Source organism: Streptomyces sp. NBC_00669, assembly GCF_036226785.1.
Taxonomy (GTDB): domain Bacteria; phylum Actinomycetota; class Actinomycetes; order Streptomycetales; family Streptomycetaceae; genus Actinacidiphila.
In genome coordinates, this window is sequence record NZ_CP109018.1 from 2836001 (window position 1) to 2860648 (window position 24648).

The window sequence follows — 24648 nt, forward strand, 5'->3', positions numbered from 1 at the left end:
TCAGAGGGTCGCCCTAGGGTCGTGGTGGAGTGATCGTGAGGGAGGGGGCGGGCGGCGATGGTGCTGCTGGAGGTGCGCAGTCGCGCGGTGGGGGTGCCGGACGGGCCGACGGTGCCGGCGGTGTGGCTGGAGGTGGCCGCGGACGAGGCCGTGCTGACGCTGCGGGAGATCGTGGGCCGCGCGGTCGAGGCGCAGCTCGCGGCGGCGGACGCGGCGGACCGCGAAGGGGCCGCTTCGGGCTCCAAGAGGCCGCGCGCGGCGCGGAGTTCGGTGGGCGCCCAGTTCCGGTCCGGCCCTGACCGTACCGAGCCGGTGGGCGGCGCCGCGGCCGAGACGGAGCGGGCGATGGCGGCGATCGACCGCGGCCTGGTCGCCGTGTTCGCGGGCGGCCGCCGGCTGGAGTCCCCGGACGAGCCGGTGGCGGTCCGGCCGGGCGACCGGATCACCTTCCTCCGCGTCACCGCGCTGGTCGGCGGATGAGCGCCGTCCCGGCCACGGACGAAGTGGCGCACCGGCTCGGCGAGTTGCTCGCCCGGTCACCCGGCCCGTTGCGGCAGCTCGCCGACGAAGTGCCGTTCGACGTCCCGGTGGAGCTGCACACGTTCCTACAGGAGACGTTCGGCCCCGGGTCCTACGGCCTGCACGAGTGCTGGGACGCGGCGGCCCGCGCGGTCCTGGAGCGCCCCGTCACGCCGGAGCGCACCGCCCTGCTGCGTTCCCTGCTGCTCGGCAACGGCTCCGGCTTCCGCGGGTGGGAGCTGATCCGGCTCGTGCAGGGCTTGTACGACGCGGGGGCGCTGGACGACGACGTCCTGCACCCGCTGCTGCGGGTGCGCCATCGGTCCTGGGAGCTGTGCCCGGTCGATCCGGCGCGCCGGGAGCAGCCGCACTTCCACGACCGGCCCGCGCTGTGGGACGAGGCCTCCGCGGGCTGCCGCGACAGGATCGCGGACTCCCTCGACCGCTTCGTCGACCTGCTCTGCGCGGCGCCCACCGCGGAGAGCGTCAGGCAACTCCCGCCCTGGCGCCCGCGCGGCACGCGGTTCTTCCTGCGGGCGCTGGAGCTGTGGCGGGCCGAGACCACCGCGCCGGGCGGGGACCGCGCCCGCGGCACCGCCGCCGTCTACCTGGCGCAGGCCCGCCTCACCGAGGCCGAACAGGTCTCGCTGCTCGACGAGTTGGGCACGCGTCCCCGCGCCGAGCGCGAGGCGGCCGTGGCCCTCGCGGCGGCCGCGCGGGAACAGCCCCTGGACCTGCTGGAGTTGCTCGACGCCGCCGACGCGCGACCGCTGGCCCGCCTGATCCGTGCCGGCGTCGCGCCCGTCGACCCGGAGTCCGACGCGATCGACCTGGGCGCGCTGCGCCGCGTGGAACTGCCGGCCGAGCGGATGGCCGACCTGCTCCCGCTGCTGTGCGCCACCGCGACGACGGTCACGGCCGACCTCGCCGGCCTCGGCGCCGGGTCGGTCGGCGCGGCGGACGACCTGCCGGAGTTCCTGCTCGCCCGGTACGGCCTCAACGAGCCGCGGGTCCGCGAACGGCTGCGCCGGCACGCGTACTCGGCGATCGCGTGTCTGGGCCTGCTGCCGCTCACCGCCGGCGAGACCGTGCTCGACCGCTATCTGGAGCTGCGCGGCTGCGCGAAGGCGGCCACCCGGTTCGGCGCCGAGCGCCGCGCCAACCACCTGCGGGCGGTGCACGCCGGGCTGTGGCACCTCGCTCAGGTCACCGGGTACCCGTCGGCCGACCGCCTGGAGTGGGACATGGAGGCCCGGCTGGCCACGGACACCCCGCAGCGCTGGAGCATCGGGGCGTACACCCTCGCCGCCGACCTGGCCGACCCCGCTGTGCCCCTGCGGGTCGAACGCGCCGGCAAGCGGCTCGCGTCCGTACCGAAGCAGGTCCGGCAGGACCCTTCCTACGGTGAGATCCGCGCCGTGCAGGAGCGGTTGCGCGAGCAGGCCCGCAGGGTGCGCACCGGGCTGATCGAGCCGCTGGTGGCCGGGGGCGACCTGCTGGACGCGGCCGCCTTCGACCGCCTGCTGGCCCTGCCCGCCGCGCGGGCCATGCTGTCCGCGCTGGTGCTGCGCACCGCCGGCGGCGTGTTCGGCCTGCTGGACCTCTCCGGCGCCGCCCCCGCGCTGGTCGGCCTCGACGGCGTGCCGGTGCCGATCGGAGCCGGCGGCGGCGCCGGGGTCGGGGTCGGGATTGGCGCGGCCCACCCGCTGGACCTCGCCGCCCGGGACCTGCTCGGCGGGTGGCAGCGGGAGGTCGTGCGGCGGCGGATACAGCAGCCGGTCAAGCAGGTCTTCCGGGAGTGGTACCGCCTCACCGCGGCCGAGCGGGAGGACGGCACGTGGTCACTGCGCTTCGCCGGGCGGGACGTGGCCGGCGCGGTCGCCGGGCGGCTGCTCACCGCCCGGGGCTGGCGGGCGTCGGTGCGCGAGGACCAGCCGTTCGCGACACGGCGCCTGGGCGGCTGCCACGCCGTGCTGCGCTTCGACGAATTGGGCCACTTCCTGGGCGAGGGCTCGGCCAGGACCGGGCCGACCGGGTTCGTCGAGACGGTCGACGGCCCCGGCCACAGCCTGGTGCTCGGCGCGGCGGTGCCGCTGGCGCGGGTGCCGGCGCTCGACCTGTCCGAGGCGCTGCGCGACGTGGACCTGGTGGTCTCGGTCGCCGCGCGGCAACTGCCGTCCGAGGAGTCGCCGTCCGATTCGGCGGCGGCGGTCCGCGCCGCGCTGCTCGCCGCCCTCGTGGCCGACCTCGGCCTGGACCGGGTCACCCTCGACGGCCGGTACGCCCGGGTGCGCGGCACCCGCGCCGACTACCGCGTGCACCTCGGCAGCGGCAGCGTCCACGTCGACCCGGGCGGCCACCTGTGCATCGTCCCGGCCGGGTTGACCCGCACACCGCACCGCGACCTCTTCCTCCCCTTCGCCGACGACGACGAGCAGACCTCGGTGATCCTCAGCAAGGTCCTCCTCCTCGCCGACGACGAACACATAACAGACCAGGACATATTGGGGCAGATCGCCTACGTATCGGCGCCGGTCGACCGCTGAAAAGATGCCGCGTGGAAACTGTTCCGAAGAAGTGGGAGTGTGGGGGGAGGTCGGGGGTAAGAGGCCGAAGAGCAGTTCCGACGACTGAGGATGATGACATGACGGTGGCCACGCAGACCGCAGAAGCATCCGTCCAGCCTGCTGCGACGGGTTCCGCTACCTCTCCTGGTGCCCCCGTGTCGGGCGCGCACGCAGGGTCGGTCGGTGAACTGCCCTGGATCGAGGAAGCCGGCAAGGTCGCCCCCAAGGACGCGCGGGCGCTGTCGAAGCTCTTCTTCGACCGGCTGCAGACCCTTGAGGAGGGCACCCGCGAGTACAGCTACGCGCGGAACACCCTCATCGAGATGAACATGTCGCTGGTGCACTTCAGCGCCCGCCGGTTCCGCAGCCGCGGCCCGGAGGAGATGGAGGACATCCTCCAGGTCGGCACGATCGGCCTGATCAAGGCGATCGACCGGTTCGACCTGAGCCGCGAGGTGGAGTTCACCACCTTCGCCGTGCCGTACATCGTGGGCGAGATGAAGCGGTTCTTCCGCGACACCAGCTGGGCCGTGCACGTGCCGCGCCGGCTCCAGGAGCTGCGGGTGGAGCTGGCCAAGGCCCGCGACCACCTCACCGCGGTGCTGGACGCCAAGCCGTCCGTCGCCGAGCTGGCCGCCTACCTGGAGATCGGCGAGGAGGACGTCATCGAGGGCCTGGTGGCGTCGAACGGCTACACCGCCGGCTCGCTCGACCTGCCCGCCGGCGACGAGGAGGGCGGCTCCGACAACAGCCGGCCGTACGCCGAGTCGATCGGCGCCTGCGACCCGGCGATGGAGCTGGTCGAGGACTTCCACGCCCTCGCCCCGCTGCTGGGCCGGCTCGACGACCGCGAGCGGAGCATCCTGCGGATGCGCTTCGCCGACGAGATGACGCAGGCCGAGATCGGCGCCGAGCTGGGCTGCTCGCAGATGCACGTCTCCCGGCTGCTGTCGCGCACCCTCACCAAGCTGCGCAACGGGATGCTCACCGAGCGGTGAGCCGCCCCACGCGGCAACCCCGCGCCACCGGGTGAGCCACCTCACACACCTCGACCGGGTGCCGATCCACCCCGGGCCCACCCGCCGCGCACCCTTCCGCGGCAGGCGCTGAACGCCGCTCCGACTCCGAGCCCCGCATGGTCACGATGCGGGGCTCAGTCGTGTGCCCGTCGCCCGGCATGCCCCCATCTGCGCCAAGCCCGCCACCCGTTCCGCGCGTCCCGGTCCGCGTCGGGGCGCGCGGCCAGCACCCTTGGCCCATGAGGCACTGGTTGGGCGGCACGCACGGCATGCAGACCTCGGGCGCCGGGCGCGAGCAGCTCTTCCTGCTGCTGGCCGGGCTGGTCTGCTCCTTCCTCTTCATCCGGTTCAGCACCCGGATGATCCGGCGGCAGGTGTCGTGGTGGCCGGGGAACGTGCAGCCGGGCGGGATGCACATCCACCACGTGGTCTTCGGCCAGGTGATGATGATCATCGGCGGGGTGGGCGCGTTCGGGATCAGCGGCGGGCCGGTGGCGCACGACATCCTCGCGGTGGTCTTCGGGATGGGCTGCGGGCTGGTGCTGGACGAGTTCGCGCTCGTGCTGCACCTGGAGGACGTGTACTGGAAGGAGGAGGGCCGGCGGTCGGTCGACGCGGTGATCCTCTCCGTCGCGGTGATCGGGCTGCTGGTGGCGGGCGAGGCCCCGCTCGGCGGGTACGTCGGCGGGGGGTCGTACGGGTCGTACGCGGTGGCCGCGGTGCTGCTCGGGTTCGTGGTGCTGTGCCTGCTCAAGGGCAAGGTGTGGACCGGGCTGCTGGGCGTGATGGTGCCGGTGCTCGCGGTGGTGGGCGCGCTGCGGCTGGCCCGGCCGCACAGCCCGTGGGCGCGCTGGCGCTACGCCGCGCGGCCACGCCGGATGGCGCGGGCCGAACGGCGCGAGGAGGGCGCGCGGCGGCGGGTGATGGCCGCGAAGACCGCGGTGATGGACGCGGTCGCCGGGGCACCCACCCCGGTGTCGCTGGCGAAGCGGGCGTCGGCGGTGCCGACGGTCGTGGAGGTGCCGCCGTCCCGGCTGGAGTTGCTGCTGGGCCGGGTGCTGGGGCCGCTGCGCGGGCCGGGCGCGGTGATCGCCGTGTGGTACCTGCGGCTGGCGGCCGCGGTGGACGTCGTCAGCGGGCTGGTCGGCCCGCTGCGCGACCGGGTGCGGGCCGCGAGCGGCGGCGGCCACGTCTCCGCGTTCCTGGTCAGCCCCGGATTCACCGGCGCCGCGCTGGCGTTCGTGCTGTCGGTGAGCCTGCGCCGGCGCAAGCGGGCGGCGTGGCTGCTCACCACGGTGGCGACCGCCGCGTACACCGTGGCGATCGCGAGCACCGTCGCGGCGGCGCCGGGGGCGCACCGGCACGCCGCCGACTGGCTGGCGATCGCCCTGACGTTGGTGCTGCTGGGCGCGCTGCTGGTCTCGCGCACCGCCTTCAACGTGCGCGGCGAGCGGCGCAACATCGCCGTGGGCCTGCTCAGCCTGGTGGTGGGGGCGGCGGTCGCGGTGGGCGCCGGCACCCTGCTGGTCCAGGCCACCGACCAGGACCCGCCGTCGCGTTGGGGCCCCAGCGCCCGGTACGCGGCGGTACGGACGCTGACGCTGTCGGCGATCTTCGACCACCCCGGGATCAGGGTGCCGTGGTGGGCGGACCTGCTGATCAACCTGATCAGCGTGGCGCTGCTGCTGCTCGTGGTGCTGGCGTTCCTGCGTGCGCCGCGCGGCCGGGACCGGCTGCTGCCCGCGGACGAGCGGCGGTTGCGGGCGCTGCTGCGGGCGGACGGCGGCCGGGACTCCTTCGGGTACTTCGCGCTGCGCCGGGACCGCGCGGTGTGCTGGGCGCCGGACCGGCGGGCCGCGATCGTGCACCGGGTGGTGAACGGCGTGACGCTCGCGGCCGGCGATCCGGTGGGACCGCCGGCCGCGTGGCCGGCGGCGGTCGCGCACTGGCTGGACACCGCCCGCCGGCACGCCTGGGTCGCGGCCGTCGCGCACGCGGGCGACAGCGCCGCGGGCGTCTACACCGCGGCCGGGCTGCACGGCCTGGACTCGGGCGTGGAGCCGGTGGTCGAGGTCGGCGCGCTGCCGGCCGAGCCGGCCCGGCTGCGGCAGGCGATGGAGGGCGCCGGCTACACGGTGGTGGTGCGCCGCGAGCGGGAGGTGGCCGAGGAGGAGTGGGTACGGCTGCGGCAGCTCGCCGACGCGTGGCGGCGGCACGGCCGGGCGGCCGGCGGGGTGCGGCTGGGGCGGCTCGGCGACCCGGCCGACCCGGGCTGCGTGATCGCCGAGTGCCGCGACCGGCACGACCGGACCTGCGCGCTGCTGGCGTTCGTGCCGTGGGGCGAGGACGGGCTGACCCTGGCGCTGCTGCGGCACGACCAGGAGTCGGGGCACGGCCCGGTCGATCTCGTCCTCACCGAGGTGCTGCTGCGGGCGCGTACCGGCGCCGAACCGGTGGCGGGCGTGGTCCGCGTCTCGCTCAACCTCGCGCCGTCCGACGGCGAGCAGGCGTACGCGGGGTACCGGCCGCGCTGGGTGACCCGGCACCTGCTGTACGAGCGGCGCGCCGAACTCCCCCGGGTGATCGCCGCCGCGGCCTACACCGAGGGCCTGCGCCTCGCCGCCGCACGAACCGCCCGGGCTTCCCACCAGGTGCACTGACCCGCAGCGTTGCGGACGCGGGTCACCACACCCGGGGCCTGCCCGGGGGTGGCCGCGCGGGCGGTTCGGGGGTGCCCCGGCGGCCCCCTCCCTCCGGCCGTTCGGGCACTCCCGCCGCCGGGCGCACCCGTCTCCGCGGATTTCCGCTGCCGAATCGCCTGCGCGGTGCGGGAATTCCGGCGCCTCGGGTCGGCCGCGGAGGACTCACCCGGGCGAATTTCGCGGCGGGCGCATACGGCAGCCGAATGAGGCGGACGAATGCGTCAGCCGAATACGCCGTCCGGGAACCGAATACCGGATGTCCGGCCGCGTTCCGGCCGCCGGAATCCGCGCTCGCGGATTCACCCGGGCGGGGCCGGGCGAAAGGCGAAGCGCACCGTGCCGAAAGGGAGGAAGCGCGGGCCGTACAGCTCCCTGCGACCGCCACGGCACCCGCCGCGCGGCGGCCGCGTCCCCGGCGGGCGCCCGCCGGTCGTACGGGCAACGCCCGCACCGCGGACGGGAGCCGAGCGGCCGCCCGGCGGGCGCCCCACCATTGCCGGCACCCGCAATTCCGACCGCGCGGCACCATACGCGGCACGGAACGCGGGGGAAGTCGGCGGTGAAGTCCGCGGCTCGCGGGAAACCCGGGCCGGTGCGGCCGACTTGTACCGCGGTGACCAGCGCGGCGGCGCCCAGGACAGCCCGCACCGGACGCCGTCGAGACGCCGAGCGCGAATGCCAGGCTCTCCCCTGAGATCGGACGGAACGTCAACTCCGGTTCATCCAAACGGTGTTGATATGAAGTCATGATGGGCTGACGCCGCCGAGATCCACGCCCGGACCGCGCCCGGACCAGGGCGAGAAGCCCGCCGCACCCCCGCCCGCCGGTGAAGCGGGGGCCGATCGACCGGTCCCCGCGGGACCGCGGCAGGGGCAGCCGCGCCCGGTCGTCGTCGCGCCGACGGAGGGAAACCGGGCCGCCGCCGTCAAGCCGGCGCCGGCGGATCGTCGCACGCGCCACCCGTTCGCGGTCGGCATTCGCGACTCCAACTCCTTCCGGCCTACGTAACGGTAGGCTCCCTCTCCGTACCTGACCGCGATCGCCTGCGACGCCGGCCCGGGGACCGGTGCGCCCACCATCGCGCCCGCCCCGTGGACTCCACCGCGGCCGCGACTGCCACAACCCTCGAAGGGGTGGAGAATTCGGTTGTCTGATCGAGCGACTCGCCCGAATTCGCCGCCTTCTTCCGCACATATGGGCGGCGAGCAAATGCAGCGGCTTGGCGCGGAACGGCCGCCTGTATATGATCGCAAAGTGGCCGCACCAAGGCCGTTCCCCAATGGCCAGGCACAATCGAATCCAGTACGGCGCCCCGAACCACTCGCACCGCGCGACCGTTCGGCCGGGCGATCAGGACACCACCCACGCCCGCTCGTTCCGGTCGCCGGCCGGCGTGATCCAGCGAGCCGCCGCACCCCCGACGGTGAGGACAGGCAAGTGACCACGGCCGTCAGCCGCAGCCTCCGCAAGGACCCGGCCCGGTGGCCGCGCCCCGCCCGGGGGCGGTTATCCGCGGGCCCGCCGCCGTCATCGACCGTCAGCGTCTCCCGTGCCGCGGCCGGAAGGGTGTGCCTGGTTCGCGGTGCCCGGTGCGGAGCGTCGCCAGGCGGAGGATCGTCCTCGTACCGGGCGTACGCGGACGACTCCGACCACGCAGCGAGGTGCCGCGCCGGGCACCGCGAACCGGTGCACCTCTCCGGTCACGGCACCCGACACCGCCAACCCCGGACGGGCGTTGAGCCGCGTCCAGATTCCTGAGGATCTGATGACCACGTTGATACAGGAGGCGGCAGCTGCGCTGCTGTTGGCCCTCGCGCTGGCCGCCGGCGGTGCGGCTCTGCGGTTCCGCCGTATCGCCCGCACCCGGCAGCGGCAGGCCGAGCAGCAGCACGCACAAAGCCATGCCACGGTCCTGACCGAGCGAGAACGGGTACGCCAGTACGCCGAGCAGCAAAGGGCGTTGGAGGACGCGCTGGGCTACCTGGCGTCGGCCGGCCTGGCCGAGGCCACCGCCGCGGCGCTGGAACCCGGCGAGAACCGCGAGGTCGAGTTCGTGCTGCCGCAGCCGCTGGCCGGCACCCTGGCGGCGCAGCGCATCGAGGAACTGGTCTCCCAGCACACCGCGTTGGTCCGGCAGACCCGGCGCGACGCGCAGGACGCCGCCGAGTTGCGGGTCGAGAAGGCCCACGAGGACGCCCGCGACGCCACCCGCGCGGCCGTACTGACCTTCGCCTCGGCCCTGGTGAGCCTCGGTGCCGAACTCGCCGAGGAGGTCAGCGTGGGCGTGCGCCGGCACCACGGCGACGACGCGTACGAGACGCTGATGGAGATCGACCACACCGCCCAGCAGATGCTGCGTATCGCCCAGGGCTACATGGTGCTGTCCGGCGGCACCCTCGGCCGCCGGCTGCCGGCCACCGAGTTCACCGACATCGCCCGGGCCGCGATGGGCCGTATCCAGAACTACGAGCGGGTGCGGGCGCAGGAACTGGACCAGGCGGTGGTGCCGCGCGCGGTCGAGGCGCTGGTGCACACCCTGGCGATCCTGCTCGACAACGCCGTCCGCTACGCGCCGCCGACCTCCTACGCGGAGGTGTCCTTCCGTACCGGGCACAACGGCGTGACGGTGGTCGTGGACGACGCCGGGCTGCAGATGAGCACCGAACAGCTGGAGCGGGCCCGGGAGATCCTCAGCGGCAAGCAGTCGCTGGACATCCACGCGCTCGGCGCGTACCCGCAGACCGGCTTCCGGGTCGCGGCCCAGCTCTCGGCGCGCTACGGCTTCCGGATCGACCTCGAAGCGCCCAACCTGTTCGGCGGCACCCGGGCGCTGGTGTTCGTGCCCGCCGCGCTGCTGACCACGCTGCCGGCCGAGCAGCCGGCCGGCCACCGCGCGGGCCCCGGCGCCGACCAGCCGTACCTCCCGGCGCAGGGCCACCCGAACGGGCCGCAGCCGGGGCAGCCCGCGCAGTACGCGCAGAGCCCGCAGCCGGTGCAGGCCGCCCACGACCCGCAGCCGTACGCGGCGGGACCCTCGTACGGCTCCGACAGCCGTCACGACGGGTCGCTCGGCGCCCAACCGGCCACCACCGCGAGCGGGTTGACCCGGCGGCGGCGCCGGCCGCAGCCGGCACCCGCGCCCGCCGCACCCGCCGCGCCGGTGGCCGAGACCCGGCCGGGCCGGCCGGACATCGCCGCCGCGTGGGCCGACGGGTCCCGCCGGGGCCGGGCGCTGTCGGAGCAGGCATCTTCAGCGGCCTCCTCCTCGGCGGGGAGCCGGCCGGACCCGGACGAGGGTCCGCGGGAGGACCTGCCGGACCGCCCCTGGGGCACCGACCGGCAGGGCACGTCGGAGAACACGTCGGCCACTTCGAAGGGCGATTCCTGACCATGTTGAAAGCTCACGACGACAATGCGCTGGGGTGGCTGCTCGACGAGCACCTCGGCAATTGCCCGGGCGTGCGGTTCGCGGTCCACATGACATCAGACGGCCTGCTCAGCTCGTACACCAAGACCATCGACAAGGACACCGGCGACAAGCTCGCGGCCGTGACGGCTGCGCTGCGGGCGGCCGGGCTGGCCTGGGCCGAGGTCACCGGGCGGCGGGGTGAGCCCAACTCGGTGCGCCAGCACCTGATCGAGACCGACCAGTGGATCGGGCTGACCTCGGCCGCCGCGGAGAACTCGCTGCTGGCGGTCTGCGCCGAACTCGACAGCGACATCGGGCTGATCAGCGAGCGGATGAACGCGCTGGCCCAGCGGGTCGGCCACGAGCTGGTCAGCAGGGAGCGCCGACCCGTCGGCGAGGGCGGTCGGGCGAGGTGAGCGGCCCGCGGCGTGACCCGGATGTGGTCCGGCCCTACGTCCGCACCGGCGGGCGCAGCCGCCCCTCCCGCGACGTACGCCTGGAGTCCCTGGTGATCGCCGCGCCCGCCCCGGTGCAAGGACTGGAGCCGGACGCCCGCCGGGTGTTCCTGCTGTGCCGCGGCGGGGTGCTGGCGGTGGCGGAGATCGCCGCCGGGCTGGAGCTGCCGCCGTCGGTGGTCAGGATTCTGGTCTCCGGCCTGATCGACTCCGGCCACCTCGCGGCCCCGGTCCGGCGTACCCGCGCCGACGCGCCGTCCACCGACCTGCTGAAGGAAGTGCTGCATGGCCTCCGCTCCATCGCCTGACGCCGGCCTGTCCGAGATGACGGGCCCGTCCGGCGAGACCGCCCGTCCCGACGACGACTCCGCCGCCGAGCCGCTCGGCTTCGACTACCTCCCCTCCACCATCACCCGCTCGGCGAAGCTGCTGGTCACCGGGCCGTTCGGGGTCGGCAAGACCACCTTGGTGGGCACCGTCGCGCCGCTCGTGCTGCGGATGGACGAGCCCATGACCGAGGCGAGCGTCGGCGTCGACGACCTGCGCGGCACCCCGGAGAAGACCACCACCACCGTGGCCATGGACTTCGGCCGGCTGCACCTCAACGAGAGCCTGGTGCTCTACCTGTTCGGCACCCCCGGCCAGGTGCGGTTCAAGCCGCTGTGGGAGGGGCTGGCCGACGGCGCGCTCGGCGCGCTGGTGCTGGTCGACACCCGGGACCTGGACCGCTGCCACGACGTTCTGGACCTGCTGGAGGAGTACGACACCCCGTACGCCGTGGCGATAAACCGCTTCGACGACGGGATGGAGTACCCGCTGGAGGAGGTCCGCCAGGCCCTCGACCTGGACGACGCCACCCCGCTGACCACGTGCGACGCGCGGGACCGGCAGTCGTGCCTGGGCGCCCTGATCACGCTCGTCGAATTCCTGTCCACCCGCCAACTGGAGCCCCGCCCGTGACGTCCCCGCCCTATGCCGACCCCGCGCCCGCCACGCACGCGCCGGGCCGGCGCGTCCCGCTCTACACCGAGGAGTTCGCCGCCGACCCGCACGGCGCCTACGACCGGATGCGCGCGGAGTTCGGCCCGCTGGTGCCGGTGGACCTCTCGCCCGGTGTCCCCGCCACCCTCGTCATCGGCTACGCCCAGGCGCTGCGCATCCTCAACGACCCGCAGCGCTTCCCGGCCGACCCGCGGGTGTGGCAGCGCGACGTGCCCGACGACTGCCCGGTGAAGCCGATGATGGAGTGGCGGCCGAACGCGCTGCGCTCGGCCGGCGAGGAGCACCACCGCTACCGCGGGGCGAACACCGCGAGCCTGGACCAGGTCAACCAGCACCAGCTGCGGGCGACCGTGGAGCAGGTCGCCGCCGAGACCATCGGCCAGTTCAGCCCCACCGGCACGGCCGACCTGCTCACGCAGTACGCCTGGCCGATCGCCTTCCGCGTGCTCAACGAGATGCTGGGCTGCCCGCCGCAGATCGGCCAGCGGGTCGCCGACGGCATGGCCGCGATCTTCGAGGGCGTGGACGCCGCCGCCGGGAACGTGATGCTCGGCCAGGCGCTGCGCGACCTGACCACCAGCAAGCGCACCTCCCCCGGCGCGGACATCACCAGCTGGCTGATCGGCCACCACGCGGCGCTCACCGACGAGGAGATGGACCACCAGCTGGTCACCCTCTACGGCGCCGGCATCGAGCCGACCACCAACCTGATCACCAACACGCTGCGGCTGATGCTCACCGACGACCGGTTCTCCGGCAACCTGCACGCCGGCAGCCTGTCGGTGCGCGACGCGCTGGACGAACTGCTCTTCACCGACCCGCCGATGGCGTCGTACTGCGTGTCGTACCCGCCCCGGCCGATGGACGTCGACGGGGTGCGGCTGCCCGCGCACCAGCCGGTCGTCATCTGCATGTCCGCCGCGAACAACGACCCGTCGATCGGCGCCGCGCCCTCCCGCCGGGTCGGCAACCGCGCCCACCTGGCCTGGAGCAACGGCCCGCACGCCTGCCCGGCCAAGTCGCACGCCTACCTGATCGCCGAGACCGCCCTGGTCCACCTCGTCGACGCGCTGCCGGAGATGGATCTGGCCGTCCCCGCCGAGGAGTTGACCTGGCGGCCAGGACCGTGGCACCGCGCGCTCACCGCGCTGCCGGTCACCTTCCCGCCCGTCCCCGCCCCGCCCGCGCCCCAGAGCTGAACGGAGCACTCCGCCGTGTCCCTGCCCACCCCTCTCGTCCTGGACCCCACCGGCTCCGACCCGGACTCCGAGCACGAGAAGCTACGCTCCCAGGGCCCCGCCGCCCGCGTCGACATCCTCGGTGTGCCGGCCTGGGCCGTCACCGACCCGACCCTGCTCAAGCAGCTCCTGACCGGCCCCGACGTCTCCAAGGACGCCCGGCAGCACTGGCCGGCGTACGACCACGCGGTCGCGACCTGGCCGCTGGCGCTGTGGGTGTCGGTGCACAACATGTTCACCGCGTACGGCGGTGACCACCGCAGGCTGCGCCGGCTGGTGGCCCCCGCGTTCACCGCCCGCCGGATAGCCGCGCTCGGCGACCGGGTCGAGCAGATCGTCAGCACGCTGCTGGACCGGCTCGACGAGCTGTCCCACGACGCCCCGGACACCCCGGTCGACCTGCGCGAGCTGTTCGCCTACCCGATCCCGATCCAGGTGATCAGCCATCTGATGGGCCTGCCCGAGGAGCAGCAGGCGGACTTCCGTACCGTGGTGGACGGCGTCTTCTCCACCACCCTCACGCCCGATGAGGCGATGGCCAACACCGTTCGCCTGTACGGGGTGTTGGACGACCTGATCGCCGCCAAGAGGACCGCGCCCGGCGACGACATGACCTCCCTGCTGATCGCCGCGCGCGACGAGGAGGGCGACGGCTCGGCGCTGTCCGAGACCGAACTGCGCGACACGCTGCTGCTGATGATCAGCGCCGGCTACGAGACCACGGTCAACCTCCTCGACCAGGCGATCTCCGCGCTGCTGACCCACCCCGACCAGCTCGCGCTGGTCCGCTCCGGGGACTCGGACTGGTCGTCGGTGGTGGAGGAGACGCTGCGGCTGGAACCGGCGGTGAAGAACCTGCCGATGCGCTTCGCGGTCCGCGACATCCCGCTGCCCGACGGTCAGATGATCGCCGCGGGCGAGGCGATCCTCGCCGCGTACGCCGCCGCGAACCGGCACCCCGACTGGCACGGCGACACGGCCGGGCAGTTCGACCTCACGCGCACCGCGCCCGGCCCCGAGCACCTCGCGTTCGGCCACGGCGTGCACTTCTGCCTGGGTGCTCCGCTGGCCCGGCTGGAGGCGGTGGTCGCGCTGAGCGCGTTCTTCACCCGCTTCCCCGACACCCGCCTGGCGACCCCCGCCGACACCCTCCCCCGGGTGCCCTCCCTGATCACCAACGGCCACCAGACCCTCCCGGTGGTCCTGCGCCCCACCGACTGACGCTCCCCCACGACCCACCCGCGGCGGGCCGCCCCACTCCGGGGTGGCCCGCCGCCTTTTCCCCTCACAGGGCACGGGTTCACCACCCGGTCACCAAGGAACGTTAAAGTTGCCCATGGTGACGACGTGCCTCCGGGGAGGGAACCGCATGGGAGACGGCCGCGACCAGAAGTTGCGCAGCGTGGACCCCGTCGACCTGGAGCAACTGGCCACGCTGCTCGACGGCAAGGGGCCGAACAGCCTCAAGAGCCGTACCGACGCCGCTTTCCGCAGCGCGGCGGCGCTCGGCGCCACCTCCCATCTCAACGGCCTGCGGCCGCTCGCGCGTTGGGCCGACGACACCGCGCCCGACCTGCGCCGCCGCGCGGCCCGGGCCCGCATGAACGCGGGTGACCTCACCGGCGGGTTCCTCTGGGCCGGGTTCTCCGCTCAGGACCTCGCGAAGTACAAGGGCGACGGGCTCTCCCCCGAACTCGCGCTCGTCGCCAACTCCGTCGCCGCCAGCGACGACCCGAAGGCGTCGCAGTTCCGGCGCCGCCCCAATGAGAACCTCGACGACTGGATCGACCGCCTCAAGGCCCAGGCCCTCACCTCCCTCCCCGGACTCCAACCGTTCGAGCCCGCGGTCCAGAGCTACCTCACCAACTTCGGCGACTGGAAAAGCGCCACCGACGCAGCCGGCCACGTCCTCTTCCAGGGCTCCCAACTCACCAAGGTGCTGGTGGGGAACTCCTTCAAGGCGGGGTGGGCGAAGCCGTGGCGGCTCTGGGCGGCGACGAAGTTGCAGAGCAGCGGTTCCCGCGTGCTCAAATGGAGTGGCGCGAAGCTCGCGGACATGGACAAGATTCGGTCACTGAGCGCCCCAGGTGCCTGGCTGCCGAGCAAGCTCACGTCCGCCTTGCAGCACGTCCCCGGACTCAACGGCAGGATCAGGGACGGGACAAGTGGGCTCTGGGACGACCTCCGGCTCAAGCCCATCATGAACCTTGGGCGCTGGGCATCACCCCGAACAGCGTGATCAACGCCCTGGTCGGCAATGACGAGTTCGCGAAGAAGTTCGGTGGACTGACACATTCGGGTGTCCCGGTCGAGCGCGCGGCCAACGCCAACCTGGCGAGAGTCGGCGTCAAGGCGTACCAAGGGTTGCGCCAAGGCACGGCCTTCGAGAACGTCGCGGCCAAGAGCCGCTACGGCGCCGCGTTGAAAGGACTCGTCACCGTCGGCGAGACCGCCGGTGCCTTCCGCAGCTTCAACATCGCCACGAGCGTCGCCATGACCGGCATCAGCGCCGCGAACCTGATATCCGACGGCAACCCCGTCAAGGCATTCAAGCGCGAAGGCGCCGGCTACGTCGCTGACGCCGCCGACACGGCATTCAACGCGTCCCTCACGGCCACCCTGATCGCACCGAACCCGGTCACCTTCGGCCTCACCATCGCCACCGGCAGTGTCTACGTCGGCGCGGAAGTCGTCCAGCACTGGGGTGACATCAAGAAAGGCACGTCGAAGGCCACTCACTGGGTCGACAAGACCACGAGCAACGTGACCCACGACATCGCGGGCGGCGCCAAGTCCGCGGCGAAGAAACTCAACCCGACCCACTGGCACTTCTAGGACCAGGACATGACCGACCTCATTTTCGAGCTCGAACCCTTCGAAAACGAAGCGCACAAGGGCGTACGCGGCGTCGTCGGCGCGTACGGGGACACCATGGTGTACAACATCAAGCCCGCGAGGCCGCAAGGCTCGAACGAGATACTTCACGCTCACCTCGCGTCGGAGTATCTCCCGGAGGCTCGCCTCGGCGGAATTGGCGTGAGCGGGCAGCCGTCCCCCTACAAAGCGAGCCTCGAAGTCGGCGGCGCACCGGCCCGGCTCACGTACAACTCCTACGGACTCACGAGGTCCTCCCGAGCCCTGCGCATCAAGTACCTGGAGCGCGCCTACACCTACACCTGCCTGAAGTCGCTGACGCGGAACGCCGAACTCCGGCGTCCGGGAATGCACGTGACCGTCACCACCGGAAAGTACGTTCCCAAACTGGGCGACCGGCGGCACGGCACGGCCGAGGGGGACTTCGACGAGGTCGACCTCGCCGTCGCCCTCGTCTTCGAGGCGGTCACGATCGACCCGCTGGACCCGGTCGCAGCGGCGGTCTACGCGTCTCAACGAAGCAACGCGAACTCGAAGGAGCCCTGAGCATGCCTCGGTGAACCCACTCGGGCCGCAGCGGCGGCTCGGCGCATTCCTTCCTCAACTTCCCTGCGGCACAGGGCAGGTTCGCGCGGCGTTCCCTCGCCAGGGCCTACGCCGCGTTCCCCTCGTCAACCAGTTCCGGCTGGTCCGGGAGGAGGTCAGTCAGGCGGGTCCAGAGGGTTGAGGTGGTGGCGGGGGTGAGGTGGAGGGGGGTGGTGGGGTCGACGCCGCCGGGGAGGATCGGCTCTTCCGGCTGCTCGCGCACCCAGTAGCCGAGGGCGCCGCAGTCCCAGACGGCGAGGGCGCGGAGTGCGGTGACGGGTTCGGCCGCGGGCGTGGGCGGGGCGCCCCAGACGACGGTGACGCGCCAGGTGCCGGCGAGTGCGCAGACGAGGTCGGCGAGCAAGGAGAGTTCGGGGTCGGCGAGGGAGCCGTCAGCGGCGGCGAGGGCGGTCCGGGCGAGGAGGGCGCCGTCTTCGGGTGGCACCGGGGCGCCGTCGGCCATGGCTGCGGCGAGGGCGGCGAGGGCGGCGTCCAGCGCGCCCATGGTGGTCGCGATCCGGGGCGGCACGGCCGGCTCCGGCGCGGAGACACCGTGCAGATTGACCATGCGGGCGATCTCCCAGACGAGGGTGGTCGGGAGGATCGAGAGGTACTCGGACTCCTCCTCACCGGGCCAGCCGTCGTGCGCGATGACGGCGTCCGGGCCGACGACCAGCCCGTGGTGGACCGGACCGTGGCCGCCGGTGACCTCGATCCGCACGACGGCGACGGGATCGGCGAGGGTCTCGATCAACTGCTTGAGAGAAAGGTCGAGTTCGCCCTCGGGCCCGACCAGCCCGAGCTCCTGGAGTTCGCCGAGCGAGGGAAGCAGTTCCTCGGGCGGGGACTGGTGGTCGGAGAGATGGCCGAGCACGGCGATGTGCCGGTCGGCGAGGCGGAACCGGCTACGTGAACTGTCGTACGAAGGCATGCGGGTGGCGCGCTCCTGGTCGGGCCGACCGAACCCGGGCGGCGTGCGGCGGCGTATCGCGGCGTAAGGCGGCACCCGGGTGCCGTACGGGCGGCTACTTGAGCTTCTTCGCGTTCTGCTCGCACGTACCCGCCTCGGTGCGCAAGGACTCCGCCACGGTGCGGCACGTGGTCCGCCACGTGCCGAGTTCCCCGCGGGTCCGGTCGGCGTGCGGGCCGGACCAGTCCTTCATCGTGGCGGTGGCGAAGGTACGGGCCGCGTCCGGCAACGCCTCGATCTCGTCGGCCAGGCCGCGCAACCGGCTCGCCCTGTCGGTCAGTTCCTGGACGCCTTCCGATGCCATCCGCGCCATCCCCCCAGGTGGGCCGCACATACGAAAACATGATCAGGACCCACGATAGATCCCGGTCCGGCCGCGCTCCAGACGGGTTCGCGCCGAAGCGGCCACGGGAGTGGTCCGCGCGGCGGCTCAGAGGGTGGCGAGGGCGGGGAGGAGGAGGGTCGCGGCGGTCACGTCGGGGGTGAGCGGGCGGTCCCCCGGGCCGGCCGGGAGCGCGGGCGAGGTCAGGACCGCGTGCACGGGTGCGCCCGGGTCGAGAAGGTCCGCCGGCTGGATACGCAACGCCCGTACCGCCGCGACGAGTTCGCAGGCGAGCACGAGACGGTAGGCGCCCGCGGCTCGGAGCGCCTGCCGTGCCGCCTGGGAGGCGAAGCTCGCCGCCTCTTCGAGCCCGCGGGAGATGACGGTGTGCCCGGCGGACGCGGGCGACGAGGCGGAGGCCCGCAGCTCCGCGAGCGCGGAGTTCGCGCTGTACTCGAGGATCATGATCCCTGAGCTGGCCGCGGGCCCGTCCGCGAGGAAGGGCCGCAGCCCGGTGATGTCGGGGTCGCCGAGGTGTCCGAGGCGGGCGGTGGACAGCCGGGCGGTCTGGAGCACGGCCAGCGAGAGCTGGTCGAGCGCGAGGCCGAGCGGCGCGGCGAAGAACCCGCCGTGGTGGTAGACCGCGGGACCGCCGTCCGGCCCGCCGTCCTCGGTGATCAGCGGGTTCTCCGAAGGGCAGTTGATCTCGACGCCGAGCACCCGGCGCAGCGCGCCGACCGCTTCCAGCGCCGGCCCGTGCACCTGCGGGAACGCCCGGAAGCCGTACGGGTCCTGGATGCGCCGGCCGGGCGCCTGCGGGCGTTCCGGCTGCCCGAGCAGCCTGCGCACCTCGGCGGCGGCGTGCAGGGTGCCGGCGTACGGGCGCAGGGCGTGCACCGGAGCGGCGTACGCCTCCAGGGAACCGCCGACCGCGGCCAGCGAGAGGGCGGCGATGGCGTGCGAGGCCCGCAGCAGGACGTCGATGTCGTGGCAGACCAGCGCGGCCTGGCCGAGCGCGAGGGCGTTGCTGCTCATCAGGGCGAGCCCGTCGCCGCGCTGGAGGGTGACGGGCGCGGGTCCGGGCGCGGTGGCGCTGGTGTGCAGCGGCGCGACGGGGCCGCCGTCGGGGTGCGGATCGGCGTGGACGCCCACCGGCCCCGGCTCGGTGGAGTTCGCGCCGGGCGATACGGGACCGGGCGGTACGGCTCCGGGCGACGCGGGACTGGCTGGTACGGGACCGGCCGGTACGGTGCCCGGCCCCACCCCGCCGTGCCGCACCCCGCCGTCCCGTACCGTTTCCGCGCCCAGCACCTCCGCGCCCCGCGCCTCCGCACCGATCGGGTCGAGTTCCGGCCCCAGCGCCCCCACCGGGTCCGCCAGCCAGGGCCGCTCGCCGATCAGCGTCAGCCCGGTCTGCGCGAGCGCCGTCAGATCGCCGGTGCCGACCGCCCCGTACTCGTTGACGGCCGGGTGCACATGCAGCCGCAGCGCCTCGACCATCGCGTGGACGAGTGCGGGCTGGAGGCCGGAGCCGCCGGCCAGCACCTGGTTGGCGCGGACCGCGAGCATCGCGCGGACCTCGCGGGCGGGCAGCAGCGCGCCGACCCCGCCGGCGTGGCTGCGCAGCAGCCGCAGGTCCTGCTCGTCCTTGTCCTCGTCGCTGAGGAAGACCATCCGGTTGGCGCCGACGCCGGTGTCGCGGCCGTAGATCCGGCCGGAGGCGGCGAGCCGCTGGGCGGTGCGCCAGGAGCGTTCGGCGCGTGCGTACGCCTCCGGCGGGACGACGGGTCCGGCCACGCCGTCGGCGAGCAGTGCGACGCCGTCGGCGTCGAGGCCGAAGCCGTCGAGGACCGCGCCGGCCGCCTGCGCACGCTGGGGTGCGGAGGAAGCGTCGTTGCCGCGGTGCGACGACGACTCAGGGGCTGTTCCCATGGTCGCCTCCGGCTGAGGGCGGTACGGAAGGGTGGATCGGAGAGGTGGTGCAGAGGGGCGGTACGGAGGGGCCGTCCGTCACGGTCGCGCCCCGGGTCGTACGTCGTGCGGGCTCCGGGGGGTCCGTGACGCGTGCTCCGGGGCGCCCCGGTCGTCCCCGCGGCCCGGGCCGAACCGGGCCGCCCCGGGGTGCGCTCGGCACCCCGGGACCGTCCTCAGGCTCGTACGCGGGCGTAAGCGGGCCTACCCGGGCCCGGCTCAGCCTTCCCCGCTCAGCTGACGCCGATGGACTTCAGCCACGTCTGCGCGACCGCGAGCGGGTCCTTCTTGTCGGTCTGCACCTGGGTGTCCAGGTCGAGCAGCTTCGCGGTGTCGAGCTTCGCCGACACGCTGTTGAGCGCGTCGACACCGGCCTGCGAGAGCCCCGACTTGTAGACCAGCGGAAGCACGTTGCCGAAGCCGAAGAGGCTCTTCGGGTCCTGGAGCGTGACGAACTTCTCGGAGGAGATGGTCGGGTCGGTGGTGAAGATGTCCGCGGCCTGGACGTTGTTGCTCTTCAGCGCCGACTCGGTGAGCGGGCCGCCGGCGTCCAGCGCCTTGAAGGACTTCGGCACCACGTTGTACTCGGACTTCAGGCCGACCAGGCCCTGCTGGCGGGTCTGGAACTCCGGCGAGCCGCCGATCACGAGGTCCTTGCTGATCGAGGCGAGATCGGCGATCGAGGAGGACGCGGTCAGGTGGTACTTCTTCGCGGTGGCGGCGTTGACCGTCACCGAGTCCTTGTCCTCGGCCGGGGCGTCTTTCAGCACCGTCAGCTTCGGGTCGAGCTTCGCGGTGATCGCGGAATCCGTCGCGGCCGCCGTCGTGGCCACCGCCTTGGGGTTCAGGTAGGACAGCAGCGCGCCGTTGAACTCCGGCATCACCGTCAGCGTGCCGTTCTTCATCATCCCGTAGGTGGTCTCACGGGTGCCGATGTTCAGCTTGTAACTGACCTTGATGCCCTTGGACTTGAGGGTCTCGCCGTAGATGTAGGCAAGCACGGTGCTCTCGGCGAAGTTGTTGGAGCCGACGACCACGGTGCCGCCGGACGCCTTCTTCCCGGCCAGCGGGTCACTGCCGCTGTCGCCGGACGAGGAGGAGGAACAGCCCGCCAGCAGGGGCGCTGCCACGGCAGCGACGACCGCCACGGCGGCCAGTCGGAGGTAACTCGGGCTGGACCAGGTGCTGTTCTCGCGAGTAGTCACGGTTTCCGCTTCCGGCTCGGTGTTCGAAAGATGATCAACGTTGTTCGAAACATGCCTTGGTGACGATCCAATCCAGCCGCTTCCCACCCAGTCAAGTGAAGGCTGGTCACCGATTGGCATCGACGCGTGCGAAGCGCCGATCCGGCACCCGGCGGCACCGCGCTGACCTGCGGCGGAACCGGATCGCCACAGGTCGGTGCGTGGGCGGACTTAACAGGATCTTGATGTGCAGGCCAGGTGCCGGACGACAAGACGAGGTAGTCTCCGGGCAGTTGGCGACCATTCCCGGACTGACACGGGGAGTTTTCGGCCACTTCCGTCCGACCAAGGTGACGAAAGTGGTCAAAGTCACGGAGGAGGGCGCGTCGTGTCCGCGAACGGAGCGATCGGACCGGAACGAGAGCATCCGGTACCGGAAGTCCCGCACGATGGCGACCGTCCGCCCCGAACATCCGCGCTCGCCCGCTTCGCCGACCGCCGGCCCTTCCGGCGCAAGCTCGACGTGCTGCTCGGCGTCCCCCTCGTCGTGATCGCCCTGCTGCTCGGCTACGTGATCTCCGGGCTGGTCGGCCAGGCCAGGGACGCGGGCTCCGCCGCCCAGCTGGTCCGCAGCAGCCGCCAGGTCGCGACCCTGGTCGACCGGGTCGAGTCCGAGCACCAGCAGGCGCTGCTGCTGTCGGTGCGCTACGAGTCGGCCACCACCGGCGGCCGGCCGTCGCTGACCGCCTACCGCTACGCGCAGGACGCGGTGGACCGGCAGGTCGCCGCGGTCCGCCACGCCTTCGGCTCGCGGCTGCCGGCCGCCGAGGAGCAGGTGCTCAAGGAGATCGACGGCCTGAGCAGCCTGCGCAGCACCGTGGAGCAGAGCTACCTGCCGGCCGACAACATCGACCCGGCGTACACCTCCGCGATGGACGACCTGATCGACGGCCTCGACCTGGACACCAGCACCAACCTCTCCACCACCCGCACCGGCAGCCTGCTGGACTCGCTGCTGCGCGCGGAGGCCGCGCACAGCTCCTTCGAGACCAGCGTGTTCTCCGCGCAGACCGGTGACGCCAACGCGCTGATCGAGTTCGTCCACGCGGTCGGCGACGAGCAGGTCTACACCACCGAGGCGGCCCGGTTCGGCCGCTACGCGACCTCCAAGCAGAGCGCCGAGCTGGCCGGGATCGAGCAGGGCACGGCCTGGAACACCATCTCGCAGCAGTACGCGGGCCTCCAGGTGGACCCGAGCTCGCTGGTGGCCAACGGCCCGGCGGCGATCAAGGCGGCCTTCACCTCCGCGCTCCAGGCGTACCCGCAGTACCAGCAGCAGGCGGAGAGCCGGCTGCGCGTCACCAGCTCGCTGATCGGCCAGATCGCCGACCGGGCCGACCACGCCTCGGACAACGCGTGGTGGCGGGCGGCCTGGCTGCTGGCCGGCGCGCTGGTGGCGTTCGTCCTGTGGCTGGCGCTGTCGGTGGCGATCCGCCGCTCGGTGATCCGGCCGGTGCAGGCGCTCACCGGGGCGGCCGCCGAGGTCGCGGAGGTGGCCGGGCGGGAACTGGCCCGGGTCGCCGACGACGACGCGGTGGACGCGAGCCCGCCGCGGCTGCGCGAGATGCCGGTGACCGCGCGCGACGAGATCGGCGACCTGGCCGCCGCCTTCAACCGGGTGCAGACCACCGCGGCCGCGCTGCTGGAACGGCAGGTGCTCAGCCGCCGCAACACCGCGGAGATGTTCGGCAACGTCGGCCGCCGGGTGAGCAACCTGACGGCCCGTCAACTCTCCCTGATCGACGCGGTGGAGCGCGGCGAGACCGACCCCGCGCTGCTCGACCGGCTCTACCGCATCGACCACCTCGCGGTCCGGCTCCAGCGCAACGCCGACAGCCTGATGCTGCTGGCCGGCATCCGCGAGACCGGCATGGAGGCGGGGCCCACCCCGCTCACCAACGTGGTGCGCGCCTCGCTCGGCCAGATCGAGGGCTACCAGCGGGTCTCGCTCAGCGCCGAGACCGAGGTCACCGTCGCGCCCGACATCATCGCCGACCTGACCCTGATGCTCGCCGAGCTGCTGGAGAACGCGGTCGCCTTCTCGCCCGCCCGCAGCCCGGTCGAGGTGACGGTGAGCGCCCGCTCCGAGGGAGCGCTCATCGAGGTCACCGACCACGGCCTGGGCATGAGCGCGGCCCGGCTCGCCGAGGAGAACGCCCGGCTGGTGCGCCGCGAACGCCTCGACCTGGTGCCCACGAAGGTGCTCGGCCTGTTCGTGGTCGGCAGCCTGGCCCGGCGCTGGGGCGTGCGCGTCACGCTGACCCGTACGCAGGGCGGCGGCGTCACCGCGCAGGTGGCGATCCCGTCGGCGCTGCTGCTGATGATGAGCCCGTTCGCGGAGCCGAGGAAGCGGCTGGACACCGGGAACGGGGCCGGCGCCGGAACCGAGGGCCGGGCCGGGCGCAGGTCGTACGAAGGCGGGGCCGCGGAACTCGAACGGGGCGACCTGGCCGAGCGCGGCGAGCGGGCCGCACGGGGGCCGCGACACGCCGCCCGGGTGCCCGAGTCGGGCCCGGCCCGCCCGCACCCGGAGCCGGGCCGCGACACGGAGGCCGGCGGCGGCGCCCGGCACGCGGCGCCGAACCGCCCGGACGCGCCCGCGCCGCTCCCCCGCAGGGTGCCGCAGCGCAACGCGGCGATCAGCTCAGCGGCCGTGCCGTCCGCGCCCGCCGCACCGGTCCGGCGCCTCGGCCCGGGGCAGGGGACCGCCCCGAACGGCAACGGAACCGGGAACGGGAACGGGAACGCAATAGCGCCGGGCGGCGCCGCGACCGGCGCACGGACGGTGAACGGCGCGGCGAGCGGGCCCGGTTCCGCGGGTGCCTCCACCGCACCGGGTACTCCCGCCGCGCCCGGCACACCCGCCCACGGGAGTACGTCGCCGGGCGGGCTGCGGCGCCGCGTGAAGGGCGCCACCCTCGCCACCACGCTCGGAGCGGCGGCCCCCGCCGCCCCGGCCGCCGCCGGCCCCGCCGTACCCTCTCCCCCAGACCCGCACCGCCCCGCCGCAGACGCCGAGCAAGTCCGCTCCGAGCTGGACGAGTTCGAGGCGGCGGTGGAACGGGCGCACCGCGACACCGCGGCGGCCGACACCGGCCAGAGCCGCACCACACTGGACACGGGGTTCCCGGAAGGAGCCGAAGAGTGACAACGCCGACAGGTGGCGGGCCCGAGGAACTGCGGGCCGCCGCAGCCGATTTCACCTGGCTGCTGAACCGTTTCGCCACCGAGACCGCGGGGGTGGTGGACGCCATCGCGGTGTCCTCCGACGGCCTGCTGATCGCGGTGTCGCAGCTCCGCGACCCGGCGGACTCCGAGCGGCTCGCGGCGATCGTCTCGGGCATGACCAGCCTCGCGGCGGGCGCCGCCGGCAACTACGGCCTGGGCCCGCTGAACAAGGTGATCATCGACCTCGCCGAGGGCCACATCCTGGTCTCGGCGATCGGCAGCGGTGCCGTCCTGGGCGTGGTGACCTCCAAGGAGGCGAAGCTCGGGAACATCGCCTACGAGATGACGGTGTTCGCGAACCGGGCCGGGGCGGCGCTCAATCCGGAGCTGGTGCTGGAGTTGAAGAACACCGTCGGTTCGCCGTCGGCCCGTTGACGTACCGGCCTTCCGCGTACGGGCAGTCGACGTACCGGCCGGGCGGGTACGGCCGGTACGCGCACCGCCCTTGCGGGCACGGGCAGTCGCCGTACCGGGCTTCCGCGTACGGGCAGTTGACGTACCACCTGTTCACGTATGCGCGGCCGGAGGCGCCGGCCGCCGCT

At 73.5% G+C, this 24648-nt stretch carries 19 protein-coding genes; 15 read left to right on the forward strand and 4 right to left on the reverse strand.

Annotated features, from left to right (window positions below):
• The first annotated feature begins 57 nt into the window (after nucleotides 1-57).
• The 13 genes from OG896_RS11375 to OG896_RS11435 all read left to right on the forward strand — a co-directional run bounded on the left by OG896_RS11375 (nucleotide 58) and on the right by OG896_RS11435 (nucleotide 16332).
• Nucleotides 58-480, forward strand: coding sequence for a hypothetical protein (locus OG896_RS11375; protein WP_329364680.1), 423 nt, complete (start codon nucleotides 58-60; stop codon nucleotides 478-480).
• On the forward strand, nucleotides 477-3065 hold the full coding sequence (locus tag OG896_RS11380; RefSeq protein WP_329364682.1) for a DUF7737 domain-containing protein: 2589 nt from the start codon (nucleotides 477-479) through the stop codon (nucleotides 3063-3065). Before OG896_RS11375 ends, OG896_RS11380 begins: the two co-directional genes overlap by 4 nt.
• Nucleotides 3066-3163: 98 nt before the next feature.
• The gene (locus OG896_RS11385) at nucleotides 3164-4084 is read left to right on the forward strand and encodes an RNA polymerase sigma factor SigF (protein WP_329364684.1); all 921 of its coding nucleotides are present in this window, start codon (nucleotides 3164-3166) and stop codon (nucleotides 4082-4084) included.
• A 260-nt stretch (nucleotides 4085-4344) separates the two neighbouring features.
• Nucleotides 4345-6765 carry a phosphatidylglycerol lysyltransferase domain-containing protein gene (locus OG896_RS11390; RefSeq protein ID WP_329364686.1) on the forward strand — a complete coding sequence of 807 codons (2421 nt, stop codon included), beginning with the start codon at nucleotides 4345-4347 and terminating at the stop codon, nucleotides 6763-6765.
• 1808 nt (nucleotides 6766-8573) lie between these two features.
• Entirely contained in the window at nucleotides 8574-10196 is a 1623-nt protein-coding gene (locus OG896_RS11395; RefSeq protein WP_329364688.1) for an ATP-binding protein, read from the forward strand.
• 2 nt (nucleotides 10197-10198) lie between these two features.
• Nucleotides 10199-10633 (forward strand): roadblock/LC7 domain-containing protein, encoded by a 435-nt coding sequence (locus OG896_RS11400; RefSeq protein ID WP_328469353.1) that lies wholly within the window; start codon nucleotides 10199-10201, stop codon nucleotides 10631-10633.
• Nucleotides 10630-10980 carry a DUF742 domain-containing protein gene (locus OG896_RS11405; protein WP_328469351.1) on the forward strand — a complete coding sequence of 117 codons (351 nt, stop codon included), beginning with the start codon at nucleotides 10630-10632 and terminating at the stop codon, nucleotides 10978-10980. The genes OG896_RS11400 and OG896_RS11405 overlap by 4 nt, the downstream gene beginning before the upstream one ends.
• 16 nt (nucleotides 10981-10996) lie before the next feature.
• Nucleotides 10997-11632 (forward strand): GTP-binding protein, encoded by a 636-nt coding sequence (locus tag OG896_RS11410; RefSeq protein ID WP_402442643.1) that lies wholly within the window; start codon nucleotides 10997-10999, stop codon nucleotides 11630-11632.
• Nucleotides 11629-12873, forward strand: a complete 1245-nt coding sequence (locus tag OG896_RS11415) for a cytochrome P450 (protein ID WP_329364694.1) — start codon at nucleotides 11629-11631, stop codon at nucleotides 12871-12873. The genes OG896_RS11410 and OG896_RS11415 overlap by 4 nt, the downstream gene beginning before the upstream one ends.
• Nucleotides 12874-12888: 15 nt before the next feature.
• Nucleotides 12889-14133, forward strand: coding sequence for a cytochrome P450 family protein (locus OG896_RS11420; protein WP_329364696.1), 1245 nt, complete (start codon nucleotides 12889-12891; stop codon nucleotides 14131-14133).
• Nucleotides 14134-14281: 148 nt separating this feature from the next.
• Nucleotides 14282-15151 carry a hypothetical protein gene (locus OG896_RS11425; protein WP_329364698.1) on the forward strand — a complete coding sequence of 290 codons (870 nt, stop codon included), beginning with the start codon at nucleotides 14282-14284 and terminating at the stop codon, nucleotides 15149-15151.
• Nucleotides 15148-15747 (forward strand): hypothetical protein, encoded by a 600-nt coding sequence (locus tag OG896_RS11430; RefSeq protein ID WP_329364700.1) that lies wholly within the window; start codon nucleotides 15148-15150, stop codon nucleotides 15745-15747. Before OG896_RS11425 ends, OG896_RS11430 begins: the two co-directional genes overlap by 4 nt.
• A 9-nt stretch (nucleotides 15748-15756) precedes the next feature.
• Nucleotides 15757-16332, forward strand: a complete 576-nt coding sequence (locus OG896_RS11435) for a hypothetical protein (RefSeq protein ID WP_329364702.1) — start codon at nucleotides 15757-15759, stop codon at nucleotides 16330-16332.
• Between the two features lie 106 nt (nucleotides 16333-16438).
• On the opposite strand, the gene OG896_RS11440 is transcribed toward OG896_RS11435, so the two are convergent.
• The 4 genes from OG896_RS11440 to OG896_RS11455 form a co-directional block, all read right to left on the reverse strand.
• Nucleotides 16439-17302, reverse strand: a complete 864-nt coding sequence (locus OG896_RS11440; protein WP_329364704.1) for a hypothetical protein — start codon at nucleotides 17300-17302, stop codon at nucleotides 16439-16441.
• Nucleotides 17303-17396: 94 nt separating this feature from the next.
• On the reverse strand, nucleotides 17397-17645 hold the full coding sequence (locus OG896_RS11445; protein WP_329364705.1) for a hypothetical protein: 249 nt from the start codon (nucleotides 17643-17645) through the stop codon (nucleotides 17397-17399).
• A 126-nt stretch (nucleotides 17646-17771) separates the two neighbouring features.
• Nucleotides 17772-19595 (reverse strand): aromatic amino acid ammonia-lyase, encoded by a 1824-nt coding sequence (locus tag OG896_RS11450; protein ID WP_329364707.1) that lies wholly within the window; start codon nucleotides 19593-19595, stop codon nucleotides 17772-17774.
• 272 nt (nucleotides 19596-19867) lie between these two features.
• Entirely contained in the window at nucleotides 19868-20839 is a 972-nt protein-coding gene (locus tag OG896_RS11455) for an ABC transporter substrate-binding protein (protein WP_329364709.1), read from the reverse strand.
• 367 nt (nucleotides 20840-21206) lie between these two features.
• On the opposite strand from OG896_RS11455, the gene OG896_RS11460 reads away from it, so the two are divergent.
• On the forward strand, nucleotides 21207-24026 hold the full coding sequence (locus tag OG896_RS11460; RefSeq protein WP_443057004.1) for an ATP-binding protein: 2820 nt from the start codon (nucleotides 21207-21209) through the stop codon (nucleotides 24024-24026).
• Nucleotides 24023-24481: a roadblock/LC7 domain-containing protein gene (locus OG896_RS11465; protein ID WP_328469339.1), complete on the forward strand. Its 459-nt coding sequence runs from the start codon at nucleotides 24023-24025 to the stop codon at nucleotides 24479-24481. Before OG896_RS11460 ends, OG896_RS11465 begins: the two co-directional genes overlap by 4 nt.
• Nucleotides 24482-24648: the final 167 nt, after the last annotated feature.

Bases quoted from the DNA above. Each gene is read 5' to 3' on its own strand.
- OG896_RS11395 (WP_329364688.1), top strand. From the start codon at position 8,574: ATGACCACGTTGATACAGGAGGCGGCAGCTGCGCTGCTGTTGGCCCTC.
- OG896_RS11445 (WP_329364705.1), bottom strand. From the start codon at position 17,645: ATGGCATCGGAAGGCGTCCAGGAACTGACCGACAGGGCGAGCCGGTTG.
- OG896_RS11425 (WP_329364698.1), top strand. From the start codon at position 14,282: ATGGGAGACGGCCGCGACCAGAAGTTGCGCAGCGTGGACCCCGTCGAC.
- OG896_RS11435 (WP_329364702.1), top strand. From the start codon at position 15,757: ATGACCGACCTCATTTTCGAGCTCGAACCCTTCGAAAACGAAGCGCAC.
- OG896_RS11440 (WP_329364704.1), bottom strand. From the start codon at position 17,302: ATGCCTTCGTACGACAGTTCACGTAGCCGGTTCCGCCTCGCCGACCGG.
- OG896_RS11390 (WP_329364686.1), top strand. From the start codon at position 4,345: ATGAGGCACTGGTTGGGCGGCACGCACGGCATGCAGACCTCGGGCGCC.
- OG896_RS11400 (WP_328469353.1), top strand. From the start codon at position 10,199: ATGTTGAAAGCTCACGACGACAATGCGCTGGGGTGGCTGCTCGACGAG.
- OG896_RS11380 (WP_329364682.1), top strand. From the start codon at position 477: ATGAGCGCCGTCCCGGCCACGGACGAAGTGGCGCACCGGCTCGGCGAG.
- OG896_RS11410 (WP_402442643.1), top strand. From the start codon at position 10,997: ATGACGGGCCCGTCCGGCGAGACCGCCCGTCCCGACGACGACTCCGCC.
- OG896_RS11385 (WP_329364684.1), top strand. From the start codon at position 3,164: ATGACGGTGGCCACGCAGACCGCAGAAGCATCCGTCCAGCCTGCTGCG.
- OG896_RS11375 (WP_329364680.1), top strand. From the start codon at position 58: ATGGTGCTGCTGGAGGTGCGCAGTCGCGCGGTGGGGGTGCCGGACGGG.
- OG896_RS11450 (WP_329364707.1), bottom strand. From the start codon at position 19,595: ATGGGAACAGCCCCTGAGTCGTCGTCGCACCGCGGCAACGACGCTTCC.